The organism is Bacillus sp. P4_E1, from assembly GCF_056401715.1.
Genome location: NZ_JBFUIV010000006.1, coordinates 211597 through 224355 on the forward strand (window position 1 = coordinate 211597; position 12759 = coordinate 224355).

The window sequence follows — 12759 nt, forward strand, 5'->3', positions numbered from 1 at the left end:
ATACATGAATGAAGTAAAGCTTTCGAAACGATTAGAAGAAGTTGTGAGGGAGATTCCGGTAGGCTCTACAGTAGCTGATATTGGATCGGATCATGCGTATTTACCGTGTTATACAATTATAAATAATATTGCTACAAAAGCAGTTGCAGGAGAGGTTGTAGATGGACCGTTTCGCTCTGCACAAGCAACTGTAGCTGAAAGTGGCTTACAAGATAAAGTAGACGTTCGTAAAGGGAATGGATTAGCTGTTATAGTGCCAGGAGAAGTAGATGTTATTACGATTGCTGGTATGGGTGGAGCGTTAATTCGTGACATTTTAGAAAGTGGTAAAGAAAAATTAGAAGGTGTAACACGTTTAATCTTACAGCCGAATATTGCAGCACACCATATCCGTGAATGGTTTATTGAAAATGGATGGGAGCTTATCCGTGAGAAAATTGTAATAGAAGACGGAAAGATTTACGAGATTTTAGTCGGAGAGCGAGGAGATACAGCAGTACCTTACTCTGAAAATAAACAAGCTGAATTGTTTATGGGTCCATTTTTAATAAAAGAAAAAAGTGAAGCTTTTATTGAAAAGTGGGAAGGGGAATTGAAAAACTTCCAAAATATTTTAAAACAGTTAGAACGTGCAGCAGAGTCTGAAGAGACAAAAGCGAAGCGTGCAGAAGTAGAAGCGAAAATGAAAATGATAGGAGAGGTTTTATCATGAGTAAAATTCCGAATGGTCATGAAATTATTTCTTTGTTTGAAGGTATGTATCCGAAGCATTTAGCGATGGAAGGGGATAAGATTGGCTTACAGATTGGAGCGCTTAATAAACCTGTCCAGCACGTATTAATCGCGTTAGATGTAACTGAGGAAGTTGTGGACGAGGCGATCCAATTAGGAGCGAATATCATTATAGCGCACCATCCTTTAATCTTTAATCCATTAAAAGCGATTCATACAGATAAGGCGTACGGAAGAATTATTGAAATGTGTATTAAAAATGATATTGCGGTTTATGCCGCACATACAAATGTAGATATTGCTAAGGGCGGGGTAAATGATTTACTTGCTGATGCGTTAGGGTTACAAAATACAGAAGTATTAGCTCCTACATATGCAGAAGAAATGAAAAAAATTGTTGTATTTGTTCCAGTAACCCATGCAGAAGAAGTGCGCAAAGCTCTTGGAGATGCGGATGCAGGTCATATCGGTAATTATAGCCACTGTACGTTCGGTAGCGAAGGGGTAGGTACGTTTATCCCTCAAGAAGGTACAAATCCTTATATCGGAGAAACTGGGCAGTTAGAACGTGTGGAAGAGATACGTGTCGAAACGATTATTCCAGCTTCATTACAAAGAAAAGTTATTAAAGCGATGTTGGCAGCCCATCCATATGAAGAAGTGGCATATGATGTATATCCGCTTGATAATAAAGGTGAAACATTAGGTCTTGGTAAAATAGGGTATTTACAAGAAGAAATGACGCTTGAGCAGTTTGCTTTACATGTGAAACAATCATTACATGTAAAGGGTGCAAGAGTTGTTGGAAAGTTAGATGATAAGGTGCGTAAAGTAGCTGTACTTGGTGGTGACGGTAATAAATATATAAACCAAGCGAAATTTAAAGGAGCAGATGTATATGTAACAGGTGATATGTATTATCATGTTGCTCACGATGCGATGATGATTGGTTTAAATATAGTTGATCCAGGACATAACGTTGAAAAAGTAATGAAGCAAGGTGTACAAAAACAATTGCAAGAAAAAGTAGATGTGAAGAAATTCAATGTACACATTCACGCTTCGCAGTTACATACAGATCCATTCACATTTGTATAAGAAAAATAAAAACCGTTGCTCATGTAGGCAACGGTTTTTATTATTGTTCTTTTTTCACTTTTACACGAGGTAGTATCTTTTGAAGTGGTACTTTTCGAATTCTGTCCCATGTAGCTGGATTCATTGGGTCATATTGATCTAAGAAAGCAATAACTTCTTTTGTAATTGGCGTTGGAGTAGAAGCACCTGCTGTAACAGCTACGTTTTCTACACCTTGTAGCCATTCTAATTGGATTTCACTTACGTCTGCAACGCGGTATGCTGTCGTACCAGCGATTTCTTGTGATACTTGTGCTAAACGGTTTGAGTTGTTACTTTTCGGATCACCGACAACAATTGTTAAATCTGCAACATCAGCTTGTTTAGCGACAGCTTCTTGGCGAACTTGAGTTGCTAAACAAATTTCCTTGTGGAATTCTGCTGTTGGGAATTTTTTCTGAATGTCCTCCATTAAATGTTGAACATCCCATTGACTCATTGTTGTTTGATTCGTAACTAAAATTTTATCCGTTGGAATTTCTAGTGTTTTTAAATCATCAGCTTTTTCGATAAGATGAACGATATCAGGTGCGATACCAACTGCGCCTTCTGGTTCTGGATGATTTTTTTTGCCGATATAAATGACATGGTATCCTTCAGCTTTCTTTGCTTCGATAAGGTCATGTGTTTTTGTAACATCTGGACAAGTTGCATCAATTGTCGTTAAACCTTTTTCTTTTGCACGTTGTTTAACTTCTGGAGAAACACCGTGTGCAGTGAAAATAACAGTACCAGAATCGATTTTATCTAAAATTTCTAATCGACTTGGACCGTCTAATGTAATGATGCCATCCTCTTCGAAAGCATCTGTGACATGCTTATTGTGAACAATCATACCTAAAATATAAATGGGTCTCGGTAATGATTTATCTAATGCGGCGTTACGTGCAATAACCATTGCGTCAACAACACCATAGCAATAACCACGAGGGGAAATTTTAACAATCTTCATGTGAGTAATCCTCTCCTTCTAAACAAGGGATACTTTTGTGCATAGTCCATTACATTATAAAGGAGGAGTGGATAGAAAACAAAGGATTGTTACACATATAGTTTTGGTTTTGTTGCTGATTGTTGAACGGGTTCTTTCGGAACCTCTTTTTCTATTACCGGTTCAAGCACTATTTTTTTTCGTTTCCTTTTTGGAGGTGGAGGAGGTGGAGTTGCTACCTCAACCTGTTCTGTTGCATCTTCAGTTTGATTTTTTTTCGTACTTTTTCCAGAGGTGAGGATTTTAACAATGCTTGGTAGACTACGCATAATGGGACCGTACTGTTCGACAACAGGACCGACAGATTGCACGACTTGAGATACTTTTTCGATATTATTTATCATATTAGTTGGGTTCGAAATTAAATTTGAAAAAAAACTACCGATGCCGCTGCTAGATGCCGCTGCAGTTGTAGCTGACGCAGCACCACGTGTATCATTTGATTCATACATTTGAGGTGGTATCATCTGCTCTGGATATTGCTGCATGTATGGCTGATATTGTTGTGTATATTGTTGTTGGTATGGCTGTTGCTGTTGATATTGGGGCGGCGGTTGTTGGTGCATCATCGGTGGCCCTTCCATTTGTCGATAAGGAGGGACCATTTGCATGAAAGGTTCGGTTGGATCGTGTTTTTTAAAGAGTTTAGCAAGGAAACCTTTCTTTTTTTGAGCCATCGGTGGTAGTTGTGGAATCGGATATGGTGTGTAAGATTGTTGTCCTCGATTCGGATACATTTGTCTTATAGGGGATTTCGGAAACATGTGGGAAATCCTCCTTTCTTCAGTTAGGTATATACACATACAATATGCAATGGAAGGAAAGAAGGTTAGTTTTTGAGATAAAAACCTAAACTAAAGATGGATTTTACTTGTAGATTTCGATATAATGTAGACTTGACTGATTTGTGCGCAGTAGAAATTTTAGAAAGAAGGTGTAACTTATGACACTACAAACTTTTACACAGTATGATTTTAAACCATTTTTAATAGATGCAGTTCGTGAACTACGCTTTACAGAGCCAACAGGAATTCAAAAGAAAATTTTCCCGGTCGTGAAAAAAGGTGTGAGTATAATTGGACAATCCCAAACTGGTTCTGGGAAAACACATGCATACTTACTTCCTACATTAAACAGAATTGATGCAAGTCGTGAAGAGGTACAACTTGTTATTACAGCGCCTACTCGTGAGTTAGCACAACAAATTTACGAAGAAATTGTGAAACTAACAAAGTTCTGTGCAGAAGATCAAATGATTACAGCACGCTGTTTAATTGGTGGAACTGATAAACAACGATCAATTGAAAAGTTGAAAAAACAACCTCATATTGTAGTTGGAACGCCAGGACGTATTAAAGATTTAGTAGAAGAAAAGGCGCTATTTGTTTATAAAGCGGATACTATTATTGTCGATGAAGCGGACTTAATGCTTGATATGGGATTCATTCAAGATGTAGATAAAATTGCGGCACGTATGCCTAAAAATCTGCAAATGTTAGTTTTCTCTGCAACAATTCCTCAAAAATTAAAACCATTTTTGAAGAAATATATGGAGAATCCAGAACATATTCATATTAATCCGAAGCAAGTTGCAGCAGGAAATATTGATCATTACCTTGTGCCTTCAAGACACCGTAATAAAACTGAATTAGTGAAAAATATGCTACTTCAATTTAAACCATATTTAGCAATTGTCTTTACAAACACAAAGAAGAAGGCTGACGAAGTAGCCGATGGATTAGCAGAACGTGGATTAAAAGTAGGGCGTATACACGGTGATTTATCACCACGTGATCGTAGAAAAATGATGAAACAAGTTCGTGATTTAGAGTTCCAATACATTGTCGCAACAGATTTGGCGGCACGTGGTATTGATATTGAGGGAATTAGCCATGTTATTAACTATGAACTTCCACCAGATTTAGATTTCTTCGTTCACCGTGTTGGAAGAACTGCACGTGCGGGTCATTCAGGTATTGCAGTGACGATTTATGATCCAGCAAATGAAGAAGCGTTAGATAGTTTGGAAAAACAACGTCATATCGAGTTTAAACATGTAGATTTACGCGGAGATGAATGGGCGGATTTAGGTGACCGTCGTCGTCGTAAGAGCCGTAAAAAACCAAGTGATGGACTAGATGTTATGGCAACAAAAGTTGTTAAGAAGCCGAAAAAAGTAAAACCAAACTATAAACGAAAACTTGCAACAGAACGTGACAAAGTGAAGAAAAAATATAGCAATAAAAAAAGATAAGGGATTTCCCTTATTTTTTTTTATCTCACTGCTTGAGAGAAAGTCGATTAATGTAGACTAATAATTAGTGCGAGGTAGAAAAAACGTTGACTAAAGTTTCGCTTTATTGGGTTAATTTAAGTATAGAGTTCAGATTGTTTGAATAGTCTGTTTGATTTATGTAGTGCCTTTTGTGTAAACAAACAATTCGCTACATATTTCTACAAATTATGCTATCATTATATCTATTGTATATTGAAGAGGTGATTGTATGTTAAAGATTGGATCTCATGTTTCTATGAGTGGTAAGAAAATGTTATTAGCAGCAAGTGAAGAGGCTGTTTCATACGGTGCAACGACGTTTATGATTTATACAGGTGCACCGCAAAATACACGAAGAAAACCAATTGAAGAATTGAACATAGAAGCAGGAAGAAAACATATGGAACTAAAAGGTATTGAAGAAATTATCGTACATGCGCCATACATTATTAATCTTGGGAATACGACGAAGCCAGAAACATTCCAATTAGGTGTAGACTTCCTTCGCATGGAAATTGAAAGAACATCGGCATTAGGTGTAGCGAAACAAATCGTTCTTCACCCAGGTGCGCACGTTGGTGCAGGAGCGGATGCTGGTATTCAACAAATTATTAAAGGGCTTAATGAAGTATTAACGCCAGAGCAGACGGTTAACATTGCGTTAGAAACGATGGCAGGAAAGGGAACGGAATGCGGTCGTAGCTTTGAAGAAATTGCGAAAATTATTGATGGTGTGAAATATAATGAAAAACTATCTGTATGTTTTGATACGTGTCATACGCATGATGCAGGTTATGACCTTGTAAATGATTTTGACGGTGTGTTAAACGAATTTGATAAAATTGTTGGGATAAATCGTTTACAAGTACTTCATATTAACGATAGCAAAAATGTACGCGGAGCTGGAAAAGACCGTCATGAAAATATTGGTTTTGGTCATATTGGCTATAAGGCATTGCATCACATTGTGCATCACCCACAACTTACGCACGTACCAAAAATTCTTGAAACGCCGTATGTAGGTGAAGATAAAAAAGATAAGAAGCCACCATATAAATTAGAAATCGAAATGCTGAAAAATGGTACTTTTGATGAAGGAATTCTTGAAAAAATTAAAGCACAATAAGGAGGGGATTTTCCCCTCCTTATTTTAATAGCTGCTGAAATAAAATATTTACTTGTTGGGCAGTGGCAGGAGTAGTTACTTTAGCGATTTGTTTTAACAAATCTAGTCGCTCGGTATTATCGTAAATGTTAATGTTTTTCCCTTTCATAAGTAAAACGATTTTATCAGCTTGTGCAGTTGTGATTGGAACTTCGTATTCTTTACTATATTTCAATAGTTCTTTTGTAGAAATATGATTTAATTTTTTGTTCACAATTTGTTTAATGAGGTTCATCGTGTTGTCCTCCTTCACACGTTCTTCTATCGAAATATATGTACGCATAGCTTGTACATATTCGTATCAAGGTGCATTTTTTCAATGGGGAAAAGAAGCTTATGTTATAATATAAGAACAAAACTATAGATAAAGAGTATAAGGAGGACTTATGGAAAAAAAGCAACATCGAAAAGAAAGTGTTATTCATCTTGTATATCGTTTAGTTATGATTGTCTTTGGGGCAGCGTGTGCGGCGGTAGCGATTGAACTGTTTTTAATGCCAAATAAAATTATTGATGGTGGAATTATTGGTATTTCTCTTATATTAGATTATCTTACTCCTAATATTTGGTGGTTAAGCTTTTCTACTTTAGTTGTTATCCTCAACATTCCTTTTATGTACTCCGGGTATAAGCAAATTGGAAAAACATTCATGTTATCTTCAGCATTTGGAATTGTAGCTTTAGCATTTATTGAATCAACGTTGCATGCTATTCCGCCATTTACAACAGAGCCGATTTTAGCAACAGTTTTCGGCGGTCTTATTTTAGGAATTGGTGTAGGACTTGTTATTCGTCATGGTGGATCGTTAGACGGGACCGAGATTATGGGGATTCTATTAACGAAGAAATTACCGTTTTCTGTTGGTGAATTCGTAATGTTTGTGAACTTATTCATTTTTGCATGGGCAGCATTTGTTTTTGGTGTTGAACAAGCGATGTATTCTGTTATGACGTACTATATCGCATTCAAAACAATTGATACGGTAATTCAAGGATTAGACGAAACGAAAGCAGTTTTAATAGTATCGGATCAATATGAGGAAGTATCAAATGCGATTTTACACCGCCTTGGTCGTGGAACAACAAAACTTGTTGCTAAAGGTGGCTATACAGATAAAGAAAAAGAAGTTATTTATGCAGTTGTAACACGTCTGGAAGTGACGAAGTTAAAATCAATTGTGCATGAAATTGATGAAAACGCATTTGTTACGATTATGAATACACAAGAGACAAATGGTGGTAAGTTTAAATCAGCAATTCACTAAAAAGTTAATTGTAATATCTTTTGAAAGCAGAGAATTCTTCTCTGCTTTTTGTTATAATAATAAGATTTCTTGAAATAAAGAATATATTTTAGGCAGATTGGTTTACAACTATAATAAGCTGTACTATAATTCAAATAGAGATAAATCGGAATCATTCTGAATTAAAATAGGTGAGATGCTATGAATAATATATTGGAAATAGAAGGATTAACGTTTCGGTATGAAGATCGCAACGTGTTAGAAGATATTAATTTGCAAGTTCCGAAGGGAGCTTTTTTAGGTTTAGTTGGACCGAATGGTTCAGGGAAATCGACTTTACTTAAATGCTTATTGGGTGTTTTAAAACCAAAGCAAGGAAGTATTAGATTGTTTGGCATTGATAGTAAGAAATTTAAAGAGTGGAATAAAGTTGGTTATGTATCCCAAAAGGCAAGTAGCTTTAACTCAGGTTTCCCGGCAACTGTTTTCGAGGTTGTTTCAATGGGGCTCGTTTCGAAAAAAGGGCTTTTTCGCTTTTTTACGAAAGACGATAATGCGAAAGTAGAAAAAGCGATTGCTGATGTAGGTATGAGCGAGTTTCGAGGTCGCAACATTGGAGAACTTTCTGGTGGACAACAACAGCGTGTATTTATTGCTCGTGCACTTGTAAGTGATCCGGAATTGCTTATTTTGGACGAGCCTACTGTTGGGATTGATGTGAAAAATGTGGCAAGTTTTTATGAGATACTAGAGGATTTAAACAAAAGATTGGGAATTACGTTAATTCTTGTTACGCACGATATGGGTGCTGTAACAGAGAAGGTGACGCATGTTGCATGTTTGAATCAGCATTTACATTTCCATGGGAATGTAGAGAAATTCCGAGAGTTAGAAGATGCAGAAATGTCGATTTTATATGGACATCATGTTCATCGCTTAGAACATGAACATGGGCATCACGGGAGGATATAATGATACAGGATTTTTTACAATATGATTTTTTACGTAATTCCTTATACGCTGGTATTTTAATAGGGCTTGTCGCACCACTTATCGGCGTGTTCGTTGTAATTCGCCGCATGTCGCTTATTGCGGATGCATTAAGTCATGTGACGTTATCAGGAATTGCAGCAAGTTTATTACTTGAAAAGACAATCTTTACCGGTGGGTTTTTAAACCCTTTATATATGGGGATGTTTTTTTCAATCGGTGGAGCATTGCTAATTGAAAAATTACGTACTGTATATAAACATTATCAAGAGTTAGCAATCCCGATTATACTTTCAGCAGGGATGGGGATTGGAGTTATCTTCATCTCACTTGCTAATGGATTCAATACGGATTTATTTAGTTATTTATTTGGTAGTGTAAGTGCTGTAACAAGTGCGGATTTAATTATTATTGGTATAGTAGCAATTGTTGTTATTGCGACGATTGTTTTATTATACAAAGAGTTGTTTTTACTATCATTTGATGAGGAATACGCTGTATCAACCGGTTTAAGTGCAAAGTGGATTCACTTTATCTTCATTATATTAGTTGCTCTTGTAATTGCGGTATCAATGCGTGTTGTAGGTGTTCTTCTCGTATCATCTTTAATGACGTTACCAGTTGCAGCAAGTATTCGTATTGCAAAAGGATTTAAACAAACAATTTTCTTTTCCATTTTATTTGGTGAAATTGCAGTAATTGGTGGAATGTTTGCTTCGTATCAACTTGATTTAGCTCCAGGTGGTACAATTGTTATGATAGCGGTTCTTATTTTAATTGGTGCAATTTTATGGAAAAAGAAAAAAACTGCATAAAGTAGGGATAGGTATGAATCTAACAGAAGCTTTACGCCTAATGAAGGAAAAGGGATACAAACATACAGGGAAAAGGGAAGAGATGCTGAGATTATTCGCAGCTCATAATCGTTATTTAACTGCGAAAGATGTTTTAGAGCATATGAAGGGTGATTATCCAGGACTTAGTTTTGATACGATTTATCGTAACTTAACGGTTTTTGCTGAAGTCGGTGTTTTAGAGCAAACGGAATTAAATGGTGAAAAGCATTTCCGTTTTACATGCTCCATTATGGAACATCATCATCATTTCATTTGTTTAGATTGTGGTGGTACGAAAGAGATTAATTCCTGCCCGATGGATTTTATGAATAAAGATTTTAAAGGTTATGAGGTAACGGGGCATAAGTTTGAAATATATGGTCGTTGCCCAAAATGTGCAAAATGAGAGGGCTCGTCAGTTATATAACTGACGAGTTTTTAATTTGAATGTAAAAAAAGGTTGCTCACAAAAATTGTGGCAACCTTCTTTTTATTGTTCTTGTTCTTGTTTTTCTTTTTCTTTTTCTCGTTCGGCAGCCATTTCAGCAGCGATTACATCAATTTCTTTTTTCAGTTCTTCTACCATTGTTTCTTCTGGTACTTTACGAACGACTTGCCCTTTACGGAATAATAAACCTTCTCCGCGTGCACCGGCAATACCGATGTCAGCTTCACGAGCTTCACCAGGACCGTTTACGGCACAGCCGAGTACTGCAACCTTAATTGGAACTTTAAGTGTGGAGATGTATTCTTCGACTTCATTAGCAATGCTAATTAGGTCGATCTCAATACGACCACAAGTTGGACAAGAAATAAGTGTTGCGGCATTAGATGCAAGACCGAATGATTTTAATAGTTCGCGTGCAACTTTTACTTCTTCAACTGGATCAGCGCTTAAAGAGATACGAAGTGTATTTCCGATGCCTTTACTTAAAATTGCTCCAAGACCGGCGGCGCTTTTTACAGTCCCAGCAAACAATGTTCCTGATTCTGTAATACCTAAATGTAATGGATAATCAAAGGCGCGAGCAGCTTTTTCGTATGCTTCAATTGCTAAGTTAACATCAGAGGCTTTCATTGATACGATAATATCGTGGAAATCTAAGTCCTCTAAAATTTTAATATGGTGCAGTGCGCTCTCGACCATACCATCAGCAGTTGGATATCCATACTTTTCTAAAATATGACGTTCTAATGAGCCGGCATTTACACCGATACGGATTGGAATGCCACGCTCTTTCGCTGCATTTACAACAGCTTCTACTTTATGGCGACGTCCAATGTTACCTGGATTGATACGTACTTTATCAATGCCGCCTTCGATTGCTTTTAAAGCAAGGCGGTAATCAAAATGAATATCAGCAACAAGTGGAATGTTGATTTGTTTTTTAATATCAGCAATAGCATTTGCTGCGCGTTCGTCTGGAACAGCAACACGAACAACTTGACAGCCAGCTTCTTCTAAACGTTTAATTTCAGCAACTGTAGCCTCAACATCATGCGTTTTTGTTGTCGTCATACTTTGTATAATTAATTCATTGTTACCGCCAATTGTTAAATTACCGACTTTAACTGGACGTGTTTTTGTGCGTTGAGTCATTTCATTCACGAATTGATCGCTCTCCTTATAAAAGAAGTTTCTTATTTTAGTCCCTTACATCAATGATAGTATGTGTGAGAAAGGGCTATAGAAACCAAAGTACTCGGTTTCACTTTTACTATTGTATCAGCGCCTTTATGTAATTGACAAGGATTAAGTGATTGCTTATTGATATAAGGGGAATTTATAAGACTTTCCAACTTGGATTTTTGTAGCAGATGTATTTTTATTTAATTGCTTAAAATCATCAATTACTTTTTCAATAGAAGGAATTTTTTTCTTATTAATCGCTTCTGTAATAGAAAGAACGGTATCGCCAGTTTTTACTTCGATTGCTTTATAAGCTGTATCCGTTTCTTTTTCTTTTTCTGTTTCTTTCTCTTTATTTTGTTTTGTATCTGTATTTTCTTTTTTTATCGTTTGGGCAGCAGATGTTTTTTTGTATGAACTTAACATCGGTAAAGTACCGATTTTTATGTCGTAATAAAATATATAACCGAGGACAAGCACGAATAAGAGTACACCTAATCTCTTCATATCCTTCACTCCTTTGCTAGGAATATATGCTTGTCCAAAAAAAAAATGCCTATTTAGGCATTTTTTATAGTTCTTGTTTTTCTTTCGGCTTTGGAACTTCTTTAATTGTTAAGTATAGAACGATTAAAACAACTGCAATGTAAATGAATGTTGCGCCAGGTACGTTTATTTTGAATAAATCCATAATCATAAAGAAGATTGTTGGAATTGTGTAGCTGTAAGCAGTTAATGTCCAAACTTGTTTATAAGATAATTTGCGTTGACCGCTCATCGCAGAACCGATGAAGGCAAGCAATGTAACTCCTACAAAGGTAATAAATAATTGGAACAAGTACAGTAAGAACCCAATAACGAATAATAAGATTGGATAAATACTGTCAAATAACGAAATGAAATCTTGTAAATCTTTTTTCTCAAGAGATGCGCCTAATAAGTCATTATAGGAGTATGTTTGTGTTTGACCATTCCCCATGGAGACTACTTTATCTTTTAAAACAAATAAACCTGTTTTATTTTGATATTTTTCTAAGTCTGTTGAATTTGGATCAAATACGAAAAGGGCATTTCCATCTTCTTTTTCGATAGGTTGATCAATATCAGCTGTTAGCTCGCCATTTTCAATTTTAAAATCAGGTAAATCTTTTTCGATTACTTTATTTACCATGTTAACACCATCTTGAATAACGCTACCGTACAAGAAAGTTCTTGGAATAGTAGTGATTAGGCAAAGAAGCATAATATACAAAATGGTTTTACCGATTTTTTGAAAACGGAAAAGCGCCATATCTTTAGGCGAATATACGCTTTTTGCTAGCTGTGTAAAAATGGACATAGATTCACTTCCTTTATGTATGTATAAAATCATTGTAACGTACGAATCTAGAGAAGCTCAAGATATATTATATTTACATATAGTAGAGAGGACTAAATTCCTTCTTATTAATTTACTTCTTTTAGTAGAGAAAAATACAATTGACACTTTTCTTTCGTATATGGTAAATTTATCTTACATTTTTCAAACGATATACCTGATTGGAATTTAGTTGTTTTTAATGGTACATACATAATCGTGGACCCTTAGCTCAGTTGGTTAGAGCAGACGGCTCATAACCGTCCGGTCGTAGGTTCGAGTCCTACAGGGTCCATATCCATTTCATATGTTTATTATGTCAGCAGGAAGCTTCCTTGTAGAAGGAAGCTTTTTTTCGGAATATATGAGCATTTTAATTGAAAAGAAGTGGGAATTTTGCTA

The 12759-nt window shown here is 36.1% G+C and carries 14 protein-coding genes and 1 tRNA gene; 9 read left to right on the forward strand and 6 right to left on the reverse strand.

Going from position 1 to position 12759, the window contains the following annotated elements:
* Positions 1-4: 4 nt before the first annotated feature.
* Positions 5-712, forward strand: coding sequence for a tRNA (adenine(22)-N(1))-methyltransferase (locus tag AC1DS7_RS11150; protein ID WP_002190695.1), 708 nt, complete (start codon positions 5-7; stop codon positions 710-712).
* The gene (locus AC1DS7_RS11155; RefSeq protein WP_002190694.1) at positions 709-1830 is read left to right on the forward strand and encodes a Nif3-like dinuclear metal center hexameric protein; all 1122 of its coding nucleotides are present in this window, start codon (positions 709-711) and stop codon (positions 1828-1830) included. The genes AC1DS7_RS11150 and AC1DS7_RS11155 overlap by 4 nt, the downstream gene beginning before the upstream one ends.
* Positions 1831-1870: 40 nt before the next feature.
* Here AC1DS7_RS11155 and AC1DS7_RS11160 read toward each other — a convergent pair whose 3' ends face one another.
* Positions 1871-2821 carry a 4-hydroxy-3-methylbut-2-enyl diphosphate reductase gene (locus tag AC1DS7_RS11160; RefSeq protein ID WP_002015175.1) on the reverse strand — a complete coding sequence of 317 codons (951 nt, stop codon included), beginning with the start codon at positions 2819-2821 and terminating at the stop codon, positions 1871-1873.
* An 89-nt stretch (positions 2822-2910) separates the two neighbouring features.
* On the reverse strand, positions 2911-3624 hold the full coding sequence (gene vrrA / locus AC1DS7_RS11165; RefSeq protein WP_476998975.1) for a VrrA/YqfQ family protein: 714 nt from the start codon (positions 3622-3624) through the stop codon (positions 2911-2913).
* 179 nt (positions 3625-3803) lie between these two features.
* Here vrrA and AC1DS7_RS11170 point away from each other — a divergent pair, with 179 nt between their 5' ends.
* Both AC1DS7_RS11170 and AC1DS7_RS11175 read left to right on the forward strand, forming a co-directional pair.
* Positions 3804-5114, forward strand: coding sequence for a DEAD/DEAH box helicase (locus tag AC1DS7_RS11170; RefSeq protein WP_002015172.1), 1311 nt, complete (start codon positions 3804-3806; stop codon positions 5112-5114).
* Between the two features lie 250 nt (positions 5115-5364).
* A complete protein-coding gene (locus AC1DS7_RS11175; RefSeq protein WP_476998976.1) occupies positions 5365-6261 on the forward strand; it encodes a deoxyribonuclease IV in 897 nt (298 codons plus the stop codon).
* Between the two features lie 19 nt (positions 6262-6280).
* Here AC1DS7_RS11175 and AC1DS7_RS11180 read toward each other — a convergent pair whose 3' ends face one another.
* Complete coding sequence (locus tag AC1DS7_RS11180) at positions 6281-6535, reverse strand: DUF2624 domain-containing protein (RefSeq protein WP_002088657.1); 255 nt, start codon at positions 6533-6535, stop codon at positions 6281-6283.
* 151 nt (positions 6536-6686) lie between these two features.
* On the opposite strand from AC1DS7_RS11180, the gene AC1DS7_RS11185 reads away from it, so the two are divergent.
* The 4 genes from AC1DS7_RS11185 (at position 6687) to AC1DS7_RS11200 (ending at position 9776) form a co-directional block, all read left to right on the forward strand.
* Complete coding sequence (locus tag AC1DS7_RS11185) at positions 6687-7565, forward strand: YitT family protein (protein ID WP_002015168.1); 879 nt, start codon at positions 6687-6689, stop codon at positions 7563-7565.
* A 180-nt stretch (positions 7566-7745) separates the two neighbouring features.
* Complete coding sequence (locus AC1DS7_RS11190; RefSeq protein ID WP_002015167.1) at positions 7746-8516, forward strand: metal ABC transporter ATP-binding protein; 771 nt, start codon at positions 7746-7748, stop codon at positions 8514-8516.
* The gene (locus tag AC1DS7_RS11195) at positions 8516-9349 is read left to right on the forward strand and encodes a metal ABC transporter permease (RefSeq protein WP_002015165.1); all 834 of its coding nucleotides are present in this window, start codon (positions 8516-8518) and stop codon (positions 9347-9349) included. The genes AC1DS7_RS11190 and AC1DS7_RS11195 overlap by 1 nt, the downstream gene beginning before the upstream one ends.
* 13 nt (positions 9350-9362) lie before the next feature.
* Entirely contained in the window at positions 9363-9776 is a 414-nt protein-coding gene (locus AC1DS7_RS11200) for a Fur family transcriptional regulator (RefSeq protein WP_002015164.1), read from the forward strand.
* 84 nt (positions 9777-9860) lie between these two features.
* Here AC1DS7_RS11200 and ispG read toward each other — a convergent pair whose 3' ends face one another.
* From ispG to yqgB, 3 genes are all read right to left on the reverse strand, one after another.
* On the reverse strand, positions 9861-10970 hold the full coding sequence (gene ispG / locus AC1DS7_RS11205) for a flavodoxin-dependent (E)-4-hydroxy-3-methylbut-2-enyl-diphosphate synthase (protein WP_198285196.1): 1110 nt from the start codon (positions 10968-10970) through the stop codon (positions 9861-9863).
* A gap of 165 nt (positions 10971-11135) precedes the next feature.
* Complete coding sequence (locus tag AC1DS7_RS11210; protein WP_002088653.1) at positions 11136-11507, reverse strand: hypothetical protein; 372 nt, start codon at positions 11505-11507, stop codon at positions 11136-11138.
* Positions 11508-11571: 64 nt separating this feature from the next.
* Positions 11572-12339, reverse strand: coding sequence for a protein YqgB (gene yqgB / locus AC1DS7_RS11215; protein WP_002034056.1), 768 nt, complete (start codon positions 12337-12339; stop codon positions 11572-11574).
* Positions 12340-12578: 239 nt separating this feature from the next.
* On the opposite strand from yqgB, the gene AC1DS7_RS11220 reads away from it, so the two are divergent.
* Positions 12579-12652, forward strand: a tRNA-Ile gene (locus AC1DS7_RS11220).
* The last annotated feature ends 107 nt before the right edge of the window (positions 12653-12759 follow it).